Source organism: Bradyrhizobium cytisi, from assembly GCF_008123515.1.
Lineage (GTDB): Bacteria > Pseudomonadota > Alphaproteobacteria > Rhizobiales > Xanthobacteraceae > Bradyrhizobium > Bradyrhizobium cytisi.
On sequence record NZ_VSSR01000045.1, the window covers coordinates 26,155 to 43,638 of the forward strand.

Consider the following 17,484-nt stretch of genomic DNA (forward strand, 5'->3'; position numbering starts at 1 on the left):
AAATTCGGCAGCAAGCCAAACCGTGACTTGGAAGTGACAGAGACCGGGAAAAGCACGCGATGAAGCCGCACAATCCGTTGCAAACAGGCTTCCTTGACGTCAGTTTGTCGTGAGTTGTCCCGGGTAGCGCTGGCCGCAAAAACGGGGCCCGTATATCGTCTGCGTAGGAATCGTTGCGTGCAGGCGTGCGACTTTCGAGGCCGGCGCGATTCAGCCGAAACTCAATCAGGCGATAACGAAAGCTGTTCCACGAGGGGCAGTTCACCCAAGGGGTGCGACACAATGCGTGACTGTTTGAACCACCGTGCAGGCTTCGACCGTGTCTTGATGACGGTCGCGGCGACCTTCTTCACGGTATCGGCCGGCTCGGCGCTGGCACAGGATCAGGCGCGCAGCAGCGCCGCCGAGCTCGCGATCGAAGCCGCGATCCCGCGCCCCGAGCCTGCAAACGTCCCGCCCCCGACCGCATCCGACATCAAGCTCGACGCCACCGCCACCGTCCAGGACGCGCCGAAGGAAGCCACCAAGGAAACTGCGAAGGAGCCCGCGAAGGCCGAAGCCGCTCCGGCCCCCGGGAAGGTCGAGACCAAGCCGTCCGACGTCGCCACGACGCCCGCAGCCGACGCTCCGAAGAGCGAGACGGCCAAGACCGAATCCGCAAAGACCGAATCCGTAAAGACCGAACCCGCGAAGGCCGAGCCCGCCAAATCTGAAGCCGCCCAATCCGAGCCGGCCAAATCTGAACCTGCCAAAGCTGAATCTGCCAAACCTGAATCTGCCAAGTCTGATACCGCAGCAGCACCGGCGGCCACCCCCGCTGCACCTGCGGCGGCAGCAGCGACCCCGGCCGCCGAGCCCGTGAAGGCCGCAAGCAACGTTCCCGCTGCCGACCAGCCGGTCGCCGACAAGCTCAAGGACGCCTTGGGCGCCAAGACTTCGCGCTATCTCGACCGCAAGAACGAGCGCGCCGCCGTCGAGAAGTTCTACGGCGCCCGTGACTTCGCGCCGGTCTGGACCCAAGCCGGCAACCTCACTGCTGCGGCCAAGGGCGTGATCGCACGGCTGAAGGATGCAGCCTCCGACGGTCTTAATCCCGCCGACTATCCGGTGCCGGATTTCGCCGCCGCCACGACGCCCGATGCGCTCGCCGATGCCGAGCTGAAGCTCACCGCCAGCATGTTCGACTATGCGCGCCAGGCGCAGAGCGGCCGCATGCACTGGTCCCAGGTCAGCGCCGACATCCTCTATCCCGAGCATCCGGTCGATCCGAACGAAGTGCTGACCAGGGTTTCGACGGCAGCCGACGCCTCCGCCGCGCTCGACAGCTACAACCCGCCGCAAAAGCTCTACAAGGAGCTGAAGGCGAAGCTCGCGCAGCTGCGTGGCCAGGGCGACGGCCCGGTGATCGAGATCACCGACGGCCCGGCGCTGAAGTACACGCCCGCCAAGGGCAAGAAGCAGGCGGAAGCCGTGATGCAGGATCCGCGCGTGCCGCAGCTGCGCGCCAAGCTCGGTATCAGCGAGAACGCCAACGACGATCACTACGACGCCACGGTCGCCGAAGCCGTGCGAAAGTTCCAGGACGGCGCCGAGATCAAGGCCACCGGCGTGCTCGATGCGCCGACCGTGAAGGCGATGAACAGCCCGAAGCGCGACAAGCAGATCGACACCGTGCTGGTGAACATGGAGCGCTGGCGCTGGCTGCCGCGCGACCTCGGCGCGCCCTCGCTGGGCGATGCCTATGTCATCCTCAACATTCCCGACTACACGCTGAAGGTGATGCAGCGCGGCCAGCAGCTCTGGACCACCCGCGTCGTCACCGGCAAGCCGGGCCAGCACGCGACGCCGCTGCTGACCGAGACGATGAAGTACATCACGGTCAACCCGACCTGGAACGTCCCGCCGTCGATCGTCTATGGCGAATATCTGCCGGCGCTGCAGCAGGACCCGACCGTGCTACAGCGCATGGGCCTGAAGCTCGAGCAGAACCGTGACGGCTCGGTGCACATCTCGCAGCCGCCCGGTGAAGCCAACGCGCTCGGCCGCATCCGCTTCAACTTCCCGAACAAGTTCCTGGTCTATCAGCACGACACGCCGGACAAGAACCTGTTCGCCAGGGAAGATCGCGCCTTCAGCCATGGCTGCATGCGCGTGCAGAATCCGGATCAGTACGCCTCCGTGCTGCTCAACATCACCATGCCGGGCGAGAAGTACACGCCGGAGCGCGTGCGCAGCATGTACGGCTCGGGTGAGGTGGACCTGAAATTCCCGACCCCGATCCCGGTCAACATCACCTACCAGACCGCCTTCGTGGATGACGGCGGCAAGCTGCAATTCCGCAAGGACGTCTATGGCCGCGACGCGACCATGATCAACATCTTGAAGAACGGCCGCGGCAAGGACCTCGAAAACGTCGTGGCGCACTCGCAGCCGAGCTATTCGCGCCCGGCGACGACGCTGCCGGCCGGCGTGGCGGTGGCCAATAATGGCGGCGGGTTCGGCTCGTCCGGTCCGAACTTCTTCGAGCGGCTGTTCGGGGCCCCGACCCCGCCGCCGGCTCCGGTCGGCCGCCGGCCTCAGCAACAGCGGGTGTTCACCCGCTGAGCTGCCTCAGCACATAAAATTCTTCAATGAGATCAACGACCCCGTCCCATGGACGGGGTCGTTTAACGTTAACCATTCGCCACCCGGGTTCGGGCAGCGGGCGTTTTTTCGCCACACTGAGCCGGTTAGGATCGCAACCTGACTTGGTTTTGGGGGCGGGAAGGTCAACCTCGAATTAACCTTCTCGCTTTAACAAAGCGTTCATCCTCTTTCGCGCGCTAACGGGGTTGGCGGGAGGGTCCATTTTGAACGCTCGTCGACTGGGTGGGCTCATACGTGCTGGCTGGTTTCGCACGCCAATTCGCTGCGGTGTCTTTGTCCCATGCGGGAGTGAAGGTCGGATCTCGGATCGGCCTCGCCTCGCTGGTGCTGCTTGCGGCTGCCGGTTCGGTCCATAACGCCGCCGCGCTGAACGAGACCAAGACGCTCTCCTTCCACCACACCCACTCCGGCGAAGATCTCACCGTCACCTTCAAGCGCGATGGCCGCTATGACGAAGCCGCGCTGAAGACGCTCAACCATTTCCTGCGCGACTGGCGCACCCAGGACGAGACGGTCATGGACCGTCACCTCTTCGATATCCTCTGGGAAGTCTATCGCGACGTCGACGGCAAGCAGCCGATCCAGATCATCTCCTCCTATCGCTCCCCCGCCACCAACGCCATGCTCCGCCGGCGCTCCTCGGGCGTGGCGCGCTTCAGCCAGCACATGCTGGGCCATGCGATGGACTTCTACATTCCGGGCGTGCCGCTGGAGCAGATCCGCTTTGCCGGCCTGCGCCTCCAGCGCGGCGGCGTCGGCTTCTACCCGACCTCCGGCTCGCCCTTCGTGCATCTCGACACCGGCAGCATCCGGCACTGGCCGCGCATGACGCATGACCAGCTCGCCCGCGTCTTCCCCGACGGCCGCACCGTCCACGTTCCGACCGACGGCACGCCGCTGAAGGGATATGAGCTCGCCAAGGCCGACATCGAACGGCGCGGCGATGACACCGCGACCGTCGGCAAGCCGAGCTTCCTCGCCGCCTTGTTCAAGGGCAAATCAGCTCCCGCGACCAGCAGCGACGAGGACGACGAGGGCGCGGCCGAGAAGCCCGCGGCACCCACCGTGGTCGCAGCCGCCGCCAAGCCGGCCGATCCGGTCCCGACGCCCCGCGCCAAGCCGTCAGTCGCCGCCACGATCCAGCTCGCTTCGGCCGATGCGCAGCTCGTTGCGCCGCCCAAGCCGAAGCCCGCGCCCGTCGCTGACAAGCCGGCTGCCGGCAAATCTTCTGACGGAAAGCCCGAGACTCCGGCCGACATCATCAATGCCCGCGGCTTCTGGGATGCACCCGCCACGCCGCAGCAGGCGACGCCCGCCCAGGTCGCAGCCCTGAGGGCGCGCCAGGCGCTTGCCGCCGCCACCGATCCGCAGCCGACCGCGAGCGTCTCCAACGCCGCCTATCAGGCACTGGCCTATGCGCCGGCTTCCGCCTCCCCGGTCGACCGCGCCAACGTCGTCGCCGCCTCTGCGCCGATCCCGCGCGGCGTGCGCCCGGTGTCCGCGGCCCGCAACGCCGCGCCGGCCACCGAGATCAACACGGTCGTCGGCAAGAGCACCGGCGGCATGATCGCCACCGCGACCCGGCTCTCCGCCGCCAAGGGCGAGAGCATCTGGCTCAAGATCGTGATGCTGTCGCCAAGCGCCAGCCGCGCGATGTCGGTGACGCTGATGGGCGAGCTCGATACGGTTGCGTTGCGCGGTTATTTCGTGAAGCCGCAGGCCGTGATCGCGATGGGTTTCAGCGACGATCCCATGCAGGGCCTGTCCAGCGACAGTTTCTCGGGCAGCGCCACCGCCAAGCTCGAGACGACGTCCTTCGTCGTCCGCACCGCCGCGTTGCGCTGAGACTGACAGCCTAGCGCGCCTTCTTTTTTCCTCGCCGATCCAGATGATAGGTCAGCGCCAGCGACAGGCAGGCTGATAGTTCCTGCTTCGGCAGCTTGCCGGACAATGGCAGCAACAGCGCCCGGGTCTGCCGGTATTCGAACTGATCGGGAAAACGCTCGCGAAACGTATCGACCAGCGTCGTCTTGCAGTTGAACAGAATCGCGGCGTGGTCGGAGTCCTTGAGGCGGCCAAGCCGGATCGTGGAGCCGCTGCCGGTCTGCTCCGTGAGATAGGCAGGCTCGTTCCATTTCAGCGTTTCGGTGAGCCGGCCGACTTCGGCATGCGCCTTGGCCGTCGCCAAGATGAGCTTGCGCACGTCGAGAAGGCGCCGGCGGATCGGCGGCGGAAAAGCCTCGAAGACTCGGCTCACCTCGCGCGGCAACGGCGGTTCGCTCACGGATTCCTCCTGGATGGATCGAGGATCAGGCGGGCAGGCTTGCTCCCAGAAGGCCTGCCTCGTAGCGCTGACGGTCGACGTCGCGCTTATAATGCTGGGTGGAGAGATGATTGGCCACTGAAAATGCCGGCTCGCGCTTGAGAACCTCGGCTGCATGAGCGCGGGCCGCAATCGCGTTGCCCATCTGCGCAAAGATCGCGGCGAGGAACGCGTGATGGGTGTGATCGGGGCGCGTGATCCGTGAGATGGCCTCGGCAGCTTCGGCGTATTTCTCGGCACAATAATAGGCACGTCCGAGATGGCTCCAGAAGCGTTCGGGGTGATACGGGTTGAGCCGCATCGCCTTCCTGATCCAGTCGATGCCCTCTTCAGGCCGGCCCAGCCAGGTCAGCAGTTCGCCCTGCTGCACCACCACGAGGTCGTAGTTCGGGTTGAGCGCGAGCGCCCGCTCCTGATGGTAGGTGGCCTTGTCATGGTCGTCGCGGTTCAGATTGAGCGCCGCGAGAATACGGTGAACGTCGCTGTCATTGTCGTCGAGGGCCAGCGCGGTCTCCAGCTCCGAAGCCACCTGCTGGAAGGTGGCATCGCGATCCGCGCACCAGCCATAGACCCAGGTCTGGCCCAGGACGCACGCCTTCCACGCGTGCGCGTGAGCATAGTTCGCATCGAGTTCGACCGCCCGGTCGAGCAGAAGTTGCGCCCGCGCATTGTCTTCGCGATTGGAGCGATGGTGCAAGACCTTTGCGGCCAGCACGCATTCATAAGCCGCCATGTTGTCCGTGGGCTTGCGGTTCGCCCGATCGTGCGTGGCCGCCTCGACGCGGCCGGGCAACGTGGCCGCGATCGCCCGGGTCATCTCGTCCTGGATGGCGAAGATGTCCTTGAGCTCGCCGTCGTAGCGTTCGGCCCAAATGTGCCGGTCGGTTTCCGCATCGATCAGCTGCACGGTGACGCGGACGCGATCTCCGGCCTTTCGCACACTGCCCTCGATGACATAATCGACGCCGAATTCGCGGCCGACGTCCTGCACCTTGACCGCCTTGCCCTTGTACACAAAGGTGGAGTTGCGGGAGATCACCAGCAGGTCGTGGAAACGAGAAAGCTCGGTGATGATGTCTTCGGTCAGGCCATCCGCAAAGAACTCCTGCTCCGGGTCGCCGCTCATGTTGGCGAAGGGCAGCACGGCGATGGACGGCTTCTTCGACTTGCCGGTCGCCTTCGCAGCGCCCCTCGTGCCGTCAGATGCGCTTGCCGGACTCTCCTCCAGTCGTATCCGGTAGACGCGGATCGCACGGACGATGTTCTTGACGTTCTGCTCGCCGATATCCTCGAATGCAACGCCATCAAGGCGCTCGCCGAGCTGGTCGCGCACCGCGCTCGAGATGCAGATGCCTCCAGGCTCGGCCAGAGCCTCCAGCCGTGCCGCGACGTTGACGCCGTCGCCGAAAATATCGTTCTGGTCGACGATCACGTCGCCCAGATTGATGCCGATGCGGAATTGTATCCATCGCGGCGGCGGGACGTCGGCATTGCGTCGCCCCATCCGGTTCTGAATTTCAGCAGCGCACAGCACCGCGTCGACAACGCTATGGAATTCGACGAGCATGCCGTCGCCCGTCGTCTTGATGATGCGGCCGCGGTTTTTGGCAATGGCCGGATCGATCAGCTCGATCCGGTGGGTCTTGAGGCGCGCAAGCGTGCCAGCCTCATCGGCCTCCATGAGCCGGCTAAAGCCGACCATGTCGGCCGCGAGGACCGCTGCGAGCCTACGCTCAGGTCCAGGCACATCCATTGCTCGGTCCCTTCACCGAGCACTCTAGCAGACGAGCGGATTTTGCCCAAGCTGGGTGCGCTGCAAATCGCAGCGGGACGAGGTATCCTACCGCCGACGCGGCGGCCTGATCGCCTCAGATCATCCCAAGCGCCTGCATATAGGTCTCGAGAATCGTCTCGGCCTCTGCGCGCTCGTTCGGGTCCTGCTTGCGCATGCGTACGATGGTGCGCAGCGCCTTGACGTCGTAGCCGTTGCCCTTGGCTTCGGCGAAGACGTCGCGGATGTCGTCGGAGATCGCCTTCTTCTCTTCCTCCAGCCGCTCGATGCGCTCGATGATGGATTTGAGCTGGTCCTTGGCAAATTTCGTCGCGGGCTCGTCGTCGCGGACGGCGGCGGAGGTGGCCATCTTGGTACTCCCAATGGAACTGGCAAAACGAGGTGACGCCGGCATCCTCACCGCGCGTGCTGGTGAGACCCTTAGGGTTGGCGCCGATTGCGTTCAAGCGAGCATCGCGCTCGTCCACAGCGCGCCCACACCTTCCTGCGGGGAAGCGAAGAAAGCTGTTGTGTGGTGCGACTCAAGCCGCGGGCCCCGGACAGTCCGCTCAGCGGCTGTGGGGATGGACCTTCTTCATCGCCTCGAGCTGCTCAGGGCTGGCCGTGCCCTGATGCTTCGCCTTCCAGGCCTCGTAGGGCATGCCGTAGACGGCCTCGCGGCTCTCGTCCTTGCTTAAGCTTACGCCCTGGGCGTCGGCAGCGTCCTTGAGCCAGTTGGACAGGCAGTTGCGGCAGAAGCCGGCGAGATTCATCAGATCGATGTTCTGGACGTCCGTCCGCGTCTTCAGATGGTCGACCAGGCGCCGGAAAGCGGCCGCCTCGAGCTCCGTTCTGGTTTTGTCGTCGATTGCCATGGCTGGATCCCCTTGGCCTTTCTCTTGGCTCTGATCTTGATGGTGGTCACCCTTTACGGGATCAGGTGGGGTCCCGTCACAGATTTTGCCATATCGCGGCGCAAACGGCCTCGAAGCAGCCCAGGGGGCAGTTCCCCGGCTCTACGCCAAATCGTCAATCATCTGGTATACGTTCCGCGACAATGATCGCCGAATCTCCCCGCTCCGCCCTTCGCCTGCTCGCCCGGTTGGTCCCGGCGCTGGCGGTTGCTTTGCTGTGCCTCTGGGCCAGCCCGGCCTCGGCCGATTTCCGGCTTTGCAACAACACCTCGAGCCGGGTCGGCATTGCGCTTGGCTACAAGGACGCCGACGGCTGGACCACGGAAGGCTGGTGGAACATCTCGTCCCGCTCCTGCGAGACCCTGCTGCGGGGAACGCTGGTCGCCCGCTACTATTACATCTACGCGATCGACTATGACCGCGGCGGCGAATGGTCAGGGCAGGCCTTCATGTGCTCGCGCGACAAGGAATTCACCATTCGCGGCACCGAGGACTGCCTGGCGCGCGGCTATGACCGGACCGGCTATTTCGAGGTCGATACCGGCGAGCAGCGGGCCTGGACGGTACAGCTCACCGATGCCAACGAGCAGCCCGCCCAGCAACGTGTCCCCGGGATGCCCGGCCCTGTTGGCCCTGGTGGCGGCGTTCCAGGTTTGCCCAATAGCCCGCCCGGTGGTACGCCCCCCGCCGCGCCTGGCCTTCCGCCAGCCCCCTCACCACCGTCTGGAAATAAGCCATGAGGCGTCTTCGCCGTATCAAGATTCTCGCTACGCTCGGACCCGCTTCTTCTGACCTCGCGATGATCCGCCGCCTGTTCGAGGCCGGCGCCGACGTTTTCCGCATCAATATGAGCCACACCCCGCATGACAAGATGCGGGAGCTGGTGGCGACGATCCGCAATGTCGAGAGCAGCTACGGCCGCCCGATCGGCATCCTGGTCGACCTGCAGGGCCCGAAGCTCCGGCTTGGCGCCTTCGCGGAAGGCGCGGTCCAGCTCCAGAACGGCCAGATCTTCACGCTGGATTCCGACAAGAGCCCGGGCGATACCACCCGCGTCAATCTCCCGCATCCGGAGATACTTGCTGCGCTGCGGCCCGGCCATGCCCTGCTGCTCGACGACGGCAAGGTACGTCTGATTGCAGAGGAGACCACGAAGGAGCACGCGGTGACGCGCGTCGTGGTCGGCGGCAAGATGTCCGATCGCAAGGGCGTCAGCCTTCCGGATACGGACCTGCCGGTCTCGGCGATGACGCCGAAGGACCGCGCCGACCTCGAGGCCGCGCTGGTTACCGGCGTCGACTGGATTGCGCTCTCCTTCGTGCAGCGCGCCGACGACGTGATCGAGGCCAAGAAGATGATCCGCGGCCGGGCCGCGGTCATGGCCAAGATCGAGAAGCCGCAGGCGATCGACCGCCTCGCCGACATCATCGAGGCCTCCGACGCGCTGATGGTGGCGCGCGGCGACCTCGGCGTCGAGCTGCCGCTGGAGCGCGTGCCGAGCCTCCAGAAGCAAATGACGCGCATGGCGCGTCGCGCCGGCAAGCCGGTGGTGATCGCGACCCAGATGCTGGAATCGATGATCCAATCGCCGGTGCCGACCCGCGCCGAAGTCTCCGACGTCGCCACCGCGGTCTACGAGGGCGCCGACGCCATCATGCTGTCGGCGGAATCGGCGGCCGGCAAATTCCCGGTTGAGGCGGTCTCGACCATGAACCGCATCGGCGAGGAGGTCGAGCGCGACCCGATTTACCGCTCCGTGTTGACGGCCCAGCGCCCCGCACCGGAATCCACCGCCGGCGACGCCATCGCCGATGCCGCACGGCAGATCGCCGAGACGCTGGACCTGCCCGCCCTGATCTGCTGGACCAGCTCGGGCTCGACCGCGGTGCGCGTGGCCCGCGAGCGGCCGAAGCCGCCGGTCGTGGCGATCACGCCGAACATCCAGGCCGGACGGCGGCTCGCGGTCGTGTGGGGCGTACACTGCGTGGTGGCGGAAGACGCGCGCGACCAGGACGACATGGTGAGCCGCGCCGGCCAGATCGCCTTCCGCGACGGTTTCGTCCGCGCCGGCCAGCGCGTGATCATCGTCGCCGGCGTGCCGCTCGGCATTCCCGGCACCACCAACATGGTGCGCATCGCCTCGGTCGGCCCCGAGGGCAATTCGGATATCTAGGTCCGCCATCGCCGGACCAACAAAAACGCCGAAAACAACCCCATGCACAGTAGCCGGCCGATCCGGCGGGCGTGCTCGGGTTTCTCGAAAAAGCGTGCTCAGGCAATGGCTTGGGTACGATCAGGTCGCAGCCCCGATCGCACCGGCATTTCAGGCCCCGACCAGCGCCTTGGCCGTCGGCAGCAGCGTCTGCTGCACCACCAGACCGCGGGCGCGGGCGTCCATGACGCCGACGGCGCGCAGCGCAAGCAGCGTCACGGTCTGCACCGCATCGCGCATCTTGACGGGATCTTCGAGATTGTCGGGTGCGAGCGGCCCGACCAGCGCCTCGTGCAGCGCACCCAGCAGCGCGGTCGCGGCCAACGCGGTGTCCTGCGCCGGCAGATGACCTGCACGCACGGCAGCGTCGATCCGGGCAGCGATCTCGCCGGCAATCTCACGGCGGCTGGCAAGCCTGGAGGCGCTGACATCGACATCGACAGGCTCGGCCAGGATGCCCCAGGCGAGGCGCCGCTGCGACAGCGTATGGACGGCCACCGTAGTCACGGCCGCCGCCAGCGCGGAGGACGGGCCAGGCGCGGCATCGGCCGCGCGCCGGATCGCCGCGAGCTCGTCGCGGGAGACCTCGGAGATCAATTCGGAGATCAGCTCGGCCTTGGAAGGGAAGTAGCGATAGACGGTGCCGGCCGCGACATTGGCCCGGACCGCGACCGGTGCGATCTGCACCGCCGCCATGCCCCCTTCGGCTGCGGCTTCCCTTGCCGCCGCCAGGATGGCGCTGCGTCGAGCCGCAAGGCGCTTAACCACTTGATGCGTTCGCCGATAGACCATGGCGCGCTTCCTGTCCCACACGCTTGCCGCACGCCCGCGGCCGAACGCTTCGTCACTGCAATTGCAAATCGCCCCGCAAGGACTGAACAACTATTCAGGGGGGATGACAAGAAGCAAATGCGTGATGCCGGTTTTCGCGCTTTCCGGCACAGATTCATGCAACTTTAACTGGCCGCCCTTAGTCCTACGGTGTCCATCGGAATCGGCAATGCGCGCCACCAGCGTACTTTCTGCGTCACGCCCCGTTTTCGGAAGAGGCTGCGACCATCAGCTCATGGCGCCTTGATGCTGCAACGCACGACAACCGCCGCTGACTTGCCCGAAGCCATGTCCATGCCGGCGGCCGGAGGTTTGCTGCGATCATCGATGGCGAACCTGCGCGGCAAGGCGCTTGTACCCCTCGCCGTTGTCGTCTGCTCGATGCTGGCGGGCGCGATTTACACCTTCGCGATGGGCGAGGATGTCAACTGGGATTGGCAGAACTACCACGAATACAATGTCTGGGCCGTGCTCAACGGCCGCTATGGCGTCGATGCGGTGCCGCCGGGCTTTCAAACCTACTTCAATCCGATCGTCTATTTCCCCGTCTATTACCTTCGGCACTATCTGCCGTCGCCGTATGGGCTGATGATCATCGGCGCAATTCACGGCCTCAACCTCGCGCTCATTTGGCTGTTTGCACGCCTGGTGCTGGGACGAACCGCGACCTTCGCTGCGATCGCGGCGGCTGTCGCAATCGCGGCCTCGGGTCCGATGACGCTCTCGGAAGTCGGCACGAGCTTTTCCGACGTGCTGCTGGCATTGCCCGTGATCGGCGGTTTCCTTCTGATCCTGGTTGCGGATCGCCGGCCCGCAGTCCGCTATCTGCTGGCCGGGCTCCTGATCGGCGCCGCGGTCGGGCTGAAGCTGACCAATGTCGTCTACGCGATCGGGGCAGCCGCAGCACTGCTCGCCGCCGCCCGTCCGCTTCGGGCGACCATCCTGCTTGGGCTCGGCGGTATTGTCGGCGCGGCACTCACCGGCGGCGAATGGTGCCTGATCGCCTGGCGCGATACCGGCAATCCGATCTTTCCGCTGTTCAATGCCGTCTTCCAGTCAGGCGAGGTCGCGGCCGTCAATCTGATGGACGCGCAGTTCATGCCGCACAGCGTGTCCGACGCACTGGCCTATCCGTTCTACTGGCTGATAGGCGACCACAGAGGCGCGGAGCATCCGTTCCGCGACGCGCGCTTCGCGGTCGTGGCGGTCCTGCTCGTGCTCGGCCTGTTTGTGCGCATGAGGCGCGACAGCGCGATCCTCACACGACGTGACGTGCAGCTGGTGGTGCTGTTTACAGTCTCGTACCTGGCGTGGCTCGGCCTGTTCTCGATCCAGCGCTATGCGGTCGTTCTCGAATTGTTGTGCGGCCCGATCATCGTTCTGCTGCTCGCGCGCCTCGCTACGCGCGCGAGGCCGGCATGGCCCGCGACGTCCTCGGCTCCACTGAACGCGCTGATGTTGACGGTTGCGGCAGGGATCGCACTGTGGTCGCAGCCGGCGGATTGGTGGCACCGCCCCTGGTCAGAGATCTACCGGCCGAAGATCGCCGGCGAGCTCGATCAGCCCGCGACCTACTTTATCCTCGGCAAGCCGCTCGCCTATATCGCGCCGCAGCTTCCGCCGCAGTCGCGCTTCTACCTGCTCGCCGATATCGGTGTGCCCATCGTCCCCGGCGGCATCTTTGACCAGCGCATCCGCGCCGGGCTGAAGGCTCCCCTGCCCGGCGGTCTCCGCGAATTGCACATGCGCGGCGAACCGGACCGCAGCGCGCTGCTGGATCGCTACGCGCTTGCCATCGACGCCAGTAGGCCCTGTGTCGCCATCGAGGGCGCCCGCCCCGGCACGATCCTCGAAAGCTGCCCGCTGATTGAACGGGCCTCGCGTTAGCGTCTCCCGGCAGACCCCGATCGGAGCTTGCCCGGGCTTCTCAGTTCGTTGATGTTGCCGCGAGCTGCATCGATGCAGCCTCGGCAGCCCGCCAGGCTGCGCAGCGGCCGAGGATCAGCCCGAACACGATGAGGATCGCCGGGAAGCCCACCGGCTGCCCGAGAAACAGGAAGGTCGCAAGCAGCGCGAACACAAGGGCCAAGGCCATCACCTCATGGCGCGCGAAACCTTCATCGAGGCCGGCGCGGATGAGAAAGGCCACCGCGATGCCCAGCGCAACCAGATCATACATGAAGAGATAGGGCGTCGTGAGCAGCGTTGCCGCCGCGAGCATCGCCGCCTTCAGCGCGTAGGGCAGCCTGCTCCGCCACATCACGACCAGCACGACGGCAACCGCGGCCGTCAACACCCACTGGAAGATCCAGCCGAGCTGCTCGGTGCCGCCGACATAGCGCACCAGCGCGAAGATGCTCTGCATCTTGAACCAGGGTGCCCGTCCTTCGGTCAGGAAGGCCTGCGAGAACATCGGAATCCAGTGGAAGAAGGCCTGCCAGCTTTCGGTCCCGAATGCGAGCCAGGATGCCCCCGCGATCGTCACGGTGACGATGGCGGCGGTGAAAAGCACCGTCCATTCGGCGGCGGCGATCAGCACCAGTGGAAACAGCAATCCGTATTGGGGTTTGTAGCTCAGAAGGCCCAAGCAGATTCCAGCCAGCACCGGCCGCGTCGGCAGCAGATAAAGCATGCCGCCGATCAGGGACGCCGTGAGGAAACCGTTCTGCCCGACCAGGATGTTGATGAAGGCGGCGGGAAATCCAATCGCAAGCACCAAGCCCGCGTTGCGCCCGATGATGGCGCGCATGACGGCGAGATAGGGCACCATGCTGAACGCGGCCCAGCCGATGAAAGCCACCGCATAGGGAAACTGCGCGAGGAGAGAGGCGACGAACAGGAAAGGCGGTGGATAGTGCCAGGCGAAATGGCCGACAAAATCCTGCTTGAGCAGCGCCAGCTCAACCTGCTTCTGGATGTCCCAATCCCAGGCCTGCGCGGGATGGCCCTCGAGCGCCAGTTTTCCGGCCGCCCACACATTGACGAAGTCCGTCGGGATGCCGCGGCCGTCCGCGCCGAAGATCCACACATGCGTGAGATAGGCCGTCGGAAAATACGCCAGCGTGACAATCGCCAGCACGAAGGAGATGTTGAGGAGCGTCGCAGGGAGTACGCCGTGACGAGCAACAGCAGGCGGGGCGGACGAGGCTTCGGCCATGCGGCTTCCTTTGACGCAATACGGTAACGCGGATGCGTTCAAGCCATACACCCGAGGGGCTTGAAGGAGGCTTAAGCCTGATTGTCGAATGCCCGCGCCGATGCTGCGGGCACGCAAAAAGAGCCCCGTCGATGACGGGGCTCTTCGCTATTCCGTTGATCGTCCGGCTTACTTGAGGCTGGACGAGATCGAGCCGAACTTGGCGTTCAGCGTGGTGCCGAGGTTGTTGACGACGGTGATGATCGCCAGCGCGATGCCGGCGGCGATCAGGCCGTATTCGATGGCGGTGGCGCCGGATTCGTCTTTCACGAAACGCGAAATGAGGTTCTTCATAGACTGCTCCAAAGGATACACGTGGCTTCAACTGGTCTGGTCTTTTCGGCTTCCCAGCGCCGCCCGACCATGGAACCCAACGTAAGGGCAAAGACTTGCGCCGCAGTTAATTCGACTGCGGAAATACGGAACCGTTTGTATGTATTCGCCGATGGTAAATCGAAATTGAAAACAATCGGTTAAATTGCCGGGACACAAAGCCGCGCCAAACGCTCCAGTTGCACCGATTTACGGGAAGTTATGACCGCCATGGTCAAATGCCGCCCGCTCGGTCAATCCGACAAGAACAAGACGAGGCGGCATGTCCCTATCCTTCACCAACAGCATTGCGGTGCAGAGCCGCGCGCGGGCGCTGGTGCCGCTGTGTGTCGGCGCGGGCGCCTATCTCTTCTTCCTCTATATCGGCGACACGCTGCTTCAGGACTCCGACTCGTTCTGGCAGATCAAGATTGGGCAGTGGATCCTCGATCACCACACCCTGCCCTATACCGACTTCTATTCCTTCACGCGGTCCGGCGAGCCCTGGATCTCGACGTCCTGGCTGTCGCAAATCCTGTTCGCGGCCTCCTACGCGCAATGGGACTGGGCCGGACCGGTGGTCCTCACCGCGGTCGCGATTGCGGCGTCGGCTGCGATCTTGGTCTATCTCCTCGATGCGCATCTCGAAATTCCGCGCTCGGTGCTGTTCGCGATGCTGGCCGTGCTGCTGTCGCTGCACCACATCCTGGCGCGGCCGCACATGCTGGCGCTGCCGGTGATGATCGCGTGGGTCGGCATTCTCATGAATGCGGCCGACCGCAAGGTCACGCCGTCCTGGGTCTGGCTGCCGCTGATGTCGCTGTGGGCCAACCTGCATGGCGGCTTCGTGCTCGGCCTCGCGCTGATCGGCCCGATGGCGATCGAAGCAATCTGGACGCTCGAGTCCGGCAAACAGATACGGCTGCTCGCGCGCTGGTTCCTGTTCGGCGTCGCCGCGATGCTCGCTGCCTGCGTCACGCCCTATGGCTGGCGCACGCTGCTGGGCGCGACCAACATCCTCAATCTCGGCGAGCTGCTGTCGGTCATCTCGGAATGGATGCCGGCGAATTTCGCCTCGTTCTCCGCCTTCGAAGGCGCGATCCTCGGCCTCATCGCAATCGGCCTGTTTCGCGGCCTCACGCTGTCGCCGCCGCGCATCCTGCTGATCCTGCTCTTCACCTGGATGGGGCTCACCCATGTCAGGAGCATCGAGGCCTTTGCCTTCCTGGTGCCGCTGGTGCTGGCCAAGCCGCTCGGTGAGACATCGCCGCTGCCGCAGATTGACGCGCAAACCAGCGAGAGCTGGGCAGCGCGCTACGTCACCATCACCGGCGCGCTGATGATCGCGGCCGCGGCCTGGACCACGACCTCGATCTACATGTCGCATCACCGCTTCACCTTCACGATGGACCAGACTCCGGTCGCCGCCGTCGACCTGCTGCAGCAACGCAAGGCGCAGCGGATCTTCAACGCCTACCAGTTCGGCGGCTATCTGATCTCCCGCGACATCCCGGTCTTCGTCGACGGCCGCGCCGAACTTTATGGCGAGAAGTTCGTGATGGACTTCTTCAAAGGAGTCGAGGCCAAGAAGCTCGATAACCTGACGCGGCTGCTGGAAGAGTACAAGATCGACGCCACGCTGATGGTCGCCGACAGCCCGGCCGCCCAGGTGCTCGATCATATCATGGGCTGGAAGCGGCTCTATGCCGACAACGTCGCCGTGATCCATGTGCGGGATGGCGTGGGCGATGCGGCCGCGCCGGCCAGGCCATGACCATCGCGGCCAGCCTCCCGATCGCGCGAGCCCGGCGCAATCTGGCGCCGCTGTGCGTCACGGCCGCGACCTTTCTGCTGTTGCTGGTGAGCGGCGACAGCCTGCTGCACGATCCCGACACGCTCTGGCAGATCAAGGTCGGCGCGTGGATCCTCGACCATCGCGCCGTGCCCTGGACCGACCTCTATTCGTTGACGCGCCAGGGTGATGTCTGGCTCTCGACCTCATGGCTGTCGCAAGTCTTGTTCGCGGCCACCTATTCGCATTGGGGATGGGCCGGGCCCGTCGTGCTGACCGCGGCCGCGATCGCGCTGACGATGGGATTGCTGCTGACCTTCCTGCAGCGGCATCTCGAGCTGCCCTATGCGCTGGTGTTCTGCCTGCTGGCGATGACGCTGGCCGCGCCGCATCTGCTGGCCCGCCCGCACGTGCTCGCATTGCCGGTCATGGTTGCCTGGACCGGCGGCTTGATGGCTATGGCCGATCGCAGCCGCGCGCCCTCCTTCCTGCTGCTGCCGCTGATGGTCCTGTGGGCCAATCTTCATGGCGGCTTCGTGCTCGGGCTCGCCTTGATTGGCGCAATCGGCCTCGAAGCGCTCTGGCGCGCGGCGCCGCCGCGCCGGCTGGCGCTTGCGATGCGCTTGGCCGCGTTCGGGCTCGGCGCCCTGGTGGCGAGCTGCTGCACGCCCTATGGCCTCGACACGCTGCTCGGTGCCGCCCGCATCCTCAGCCTCGGCAAATCCTTCTCCATCATCGCCGAATGGCGTCCGGCCGATTTCAGCTCGTTCAGCCCGTTCGCGGGCGCGCTGCTCGGCCTGCTCGGTCTCGGCCTCATACGCGGCCTGACCCTATCGCCGCCGCGCGTGCTGCTGATCCTCGGCGCCACCTGGATGGCGCTGGCGCATGTCCGCAGCATCGAGACCTTTGGCGTGCTGGTGCCTCTGGTGCTGGCGCAGCCGCTGAGCGGCTGGATCAGGCCCGCGTCGGACGCACCGCGCGGCTTGCGGATGGCTCCCGGCGCCCCGGCGGCGCTGGCCGCGGTGGCCATCGTGCTCGCGACCGCAAGCGCGACCGCGACCTTTGCGGCGCGTCACACCTTCGAATTCTCCACGGCGCAGACGCCGGTTGCGGCAGTCGATTTGCTGGCTGAGCGCAAGGCCGCGCGCATCTTCAACTCCTATGGTTTTGGCGGCTACCTCATCGTCCGCGACATCAGGCCTTTCGTCGACGGACGGTCGGAGCTATATGGCGAAAAATTTCTGATGGACTATTTCGCCGCCGAAGATGGCCGCAACGTCTCCGGCCTGCTGCGGATGCTCGACGACAACGGGATCGACGCAACGCTGCTGACGCCGGATTCGCCGGCGGCCCAGATTCTGGATCACATCAAGGGCTGGAAGCGGGTGTATGGCGACAAGATCGCGGTTGTCCATGTGCGCGACGATACGGAAGGCGCAGCCGCTGTGCCATCGAAGTGAAGACACAGCAGCTCCAGGAGAGCCGGT

General features: G+C 65.2%; 14 protein-coding genes. 7 read left to right on the top strand and 7 right to left on the bottom strand.

Annotated features, from left to right (window positions below):
• Positions 1 to 282: 282 nt before the first annotated feature.
• Both FXB38_RS27040 and FXB38_RS27045 read left to right on the top strand, forming a co-directional pair.
• On the top strand, positions 283 to 2,604 hold the full coding sequence (locus tag FXB38_RS27040) for a L,D-transpeptidase family protein (RefSeq protein ID WP_148753984.1): 2,322 nt from the start codon (positions 283 to 285) through the stop codon (positions 2,602 to 2,604).
• Between the two features lie 264 nt (positions 2,605 to 2,868).
• Complete coding sequence (locus tag FXB38_RS27045; protein ID WP_148753985.1) at positions 2,869 to 4,491, top strand: peptidoglycan L,D-endopeptidase MepK; 1,623 nt, start codon at positions 2,869 to 2,871, stop codon at positions 4,489 to 4,491.
• Positions 4,492 to 4,501: 10 nt separating this feature from the next.
• On the opposite strand, the gene FXB38_RS27050 is transcribed toward FXB38_RS27045, so the two are convergent.
• The 4 genes from FXB38_RS27050 to FXB38_RS27065 all read right to left on the bottom strand — a co-directional run bounded on the left by FXB38_RS27050 (position 4,502) and on the right by FXB38_RS27065 (position 7,615).
• Positions 4,502 to 4,930, bottom strand: coding sequence for a DUF1801 domain-containing protein (locus FXB38_RS27050; RefSeq protein WP_148753986.1), 429 nt, complete (start codon positions 4,928 to 4,930; stop codon positions 4,502 to 4,504).
• A gap of 25 nt (positions 4,931 to 4,955) precedes the next feature.
• Complete coding sequence (locus FXB38_RS27055) at positions 4,956 to 6,722, bottom strand: adenylate/guanylate cyclase domain-containing protein (RefSeq protein WP_148753987.1); 1,767 nt, start codon at positions 6,720 to 6,722, stop codon at positions 4,956 to 4,958.
• Positions 6,723 to 6,837: 115 nt separating this feature from the next.
• Positions 6,838 to 7,110: a DUF2312 domain-containing protein gene (locus tag FXB38_RS27060; protein ID WP_007596286.1), complete on the bottom strand. Its 273-nt coding sequence runs from the start codon at positions 7,108 to 7,110 to the stop codon at positions 6,838 to 6,840.
• A gap of 199 nt (positions 7,111 to 7,309) precedes the next feature.
• Complete coding sequence (locus FXB38_RS27065) at positions 7,310 to 7,615, bottom strand: DUF1244 domain-containing protein (protein ID WP_148753988.1); 306 nt, start codon at positions 7,613 to 7,615, stop codon at positions 7,310 to 7,312.
• A gap of 182 nt (positions 7,616 to 7,797) precedes the next feature.
• Here FXB38_RS27065 and FXB38_RS27070 point away from each other — a divergent pair, with 182 nt between their 5' ends.
• Both FXB38_RS27070 and pyk read left to right on the top strand, forming a co-directional pair.
• Positions 7,798 to 8,394: a DUF1036 domain-containing protein gene (locus FXB38_RS27070; protein WP_148753989.1), complete on the top strand. Its 597-nt coding sequence runs from the start codon at positions 7,798 to 7,800 to the stop codon at positions 8,392 to 8,394.
• Positions 8,391 to 9,827, top strand: a complete 1,437-nt coding sequence (gene pyk, locus FXB38_RS27075) for a pyruvate kinase (protein ID WP_148753990.1) — start codon at positions 8,391 to 8,393, stop codon at positions 9,825 to 9,827. Before FXB38_RS27070 ends, pyk begins: the two co-directional genes overlap by 4 nt.
• 150 nt (positions 9,828 to 9,977) lie before the next feature.
• On the opposite strand, the gene FXB38_RS27080 is transcribed toward pyk, so the two are convergent.
• On the bottom strand, positions 9,978 to 10,658 hold the full coding sequence (locus FXB38_RS27080) for a TetR/AcrR family transcriptional regulator (protein ID WP_148753991.1): 681 nt from the start codon (positions 10,656 to 10,658) through the stop codon (positions 9,978 to 9,980).
• 366 nt (positions 10,659 to 11,024) lie between these two features.
• Between FXB38_RS27080 and FXB38_RS27085 the strand changes: the two genes are divergently transcribed.
• A complete protein-coding gene (locus FXB38_RS27085; RefSeq protein ID WP_187435171.1) occupies positions 11,025 to 12,584 on the top strand; it encodes a glycosyltransferase 87 family protein in 1,560 nt (519 codons plus the stop codon).
• Between the two features lie 40 nt (positions 12,585 to 12,624).
• Here FXB38_RS27085 and FXB38_RS27090 read toward each other — a convergent pair whose 3' ends face one another.
• Together FXB38_RS27090 and FXB38_RS27095 are read right to left on the bottom strand one after the other, a co-directional pair.
• Positions 12,625 to 13,854 carry a glycosyltransferase family 87 protein gene (locus tag FXB38_RS27090; RefSeq protein ID WP_148753993.1) on the bottom strand — a complete coding sequence of 410 codons (1,230 nt, stop codon included), beginning with the start codon at positions 13,852 to 13,854 and terminating at the stop codon, positions 12,625 to 12,627.
• A gap of 168 nt (positions 13,855 to 14,022) precedes the next feature.
• The gene (locus FXB38_RS27095) at positions 14,023 to 14,187 is read right to left on the bottom strand and encodes a Flp family type IVb pilin (RefSeq protein ID WP_148753994.1); all 165 of its coding nucleotides are present in this window, start codon (positions 14,185 to 14,187) and stop codon (positions 14,023 to 14,025) included.
• Positions 14,188 to 14,488: 301 nt separating this feature from the next.
• Between FXB38_RS27095 and FXB38_RS27100 the strand changes: the two genes are divergently transcribed.
• The gene (locus tag FXB38_RS27100) at positions 14,489 to 15,979 is read left to right on the top strand and encodes a hypothetical protein (protein WP_148753995.1); all 1,491 of its coding nucleotides are present in this window, start codon (positions 14,489 to 14,491) and stop codon (positions 15,977 to 15,979) included.
• Positions 15,976 to 17,457 (top strand): hypothetical protein, encoded by a 1,482-nt coding sequence (locus FXB38_RS27105; RefSeq protein ID WP_148753996.1) that lies wholly within the window; start codon positions 15,976 to 15,978, stop codon positions 17,455 to 17,457. Before FXB38_RS27100 ends, FXB38_RS27105 begins: the two co-directional genes overlap by 4 nt.
• Positions 17,458 to 17,484: the final 27 nt, after the last annotated feature.

Excerpts from the sequence above, each read along its gene's own strand:
- FXB38_RS27040 (WP_148753984.1), top strand. The coding sequence starts at position 283 with ATGCGTGACTGTTTGAACCACCGTGCAGGCTTCGACCGTGTCTTGATG.
- FXB38_RS27065 (WP_148753988.1), bottom strand. The coding sequence starts at position 7,615 with ATGGCAATCGACGACAAAACCAGAACGGAGCTCGAGGCGGCCGCTTTC.
- FXB38_RS27055 (WP_148753987.1), bottom strand. The coding sequence starts at position 6,722 with ATGGATGTGCCTGGACCTGAGCGTAGGCTCGCAGCGGTCCTCGCGGCC.
- FXB38_RS27080 (WP_148753991.1), bottom strand. The coding sequence starts at position 10,658 with ATGGTCTATCGGCGAACGCATCAAGTGGTTAAGCGCCTTGCGGCTCGA.
- FXB38_RS27105 (WP_148753996.1), top strand. The coding sequence starts at position 15,976 with ATGACCATCGCGGCCAGCCTCCCGATCGCGCGAGCCCGGCGCAATCTG.
- FXB38_RS27070 (WP_148753989.1), top strand. The coding sequence starts at position 7,798 with ATGATCGCCGAATCTCCCCGCTCCGCCCTTCGCCTGCTCGCCCGGTTG.
- FXB38_RS27100 (WP_148753995.1), top strand. The coding sequence starts at position 14,489 with ATGTCCCTATCCTTCACCAACAGCATTGCGGTGCAGAGCCGCGCGCGG.
- pyk (WP_148753990.1), top strand. The coding sequence starts at position 8,391 with ATGAGGCGTCTTCGCCGTATCAAGATTCTCGCTACGCTCGGACCCGCT.
- FXB38_RS27090 (WP_148753993.1), bottom strand. The coding sequence starts at position 13,854 with ATGGCCGAAGCCTCGTCCGCCCCGCCTGCTGTTGCTCGTCACGGCGTA.
- FXB38_RS27060 (WP_007596286.1), bottom strand. The coding sequence starts at position 7,110 with ATGGCCACCTCCGCCGCCGTCCGCGACGACGAGCCCGCGACGAAATTT.
- FXB38_RS27085 (WP_187435171.1), top strand. The coding sequence starts at position 11,025 with ATGGCGAACCTGCGCGGCAAGGCGCTTGTACCCCTCGCCGTTGTCGTC.
- FXB38_RS27095 (WP_148753994.1), bottom strand. The coding sequence starts at position 14,187 with ATGAAGAACCTCATTTCGCGTTTCGTGAAAGACGAATCCGGCGCCACC.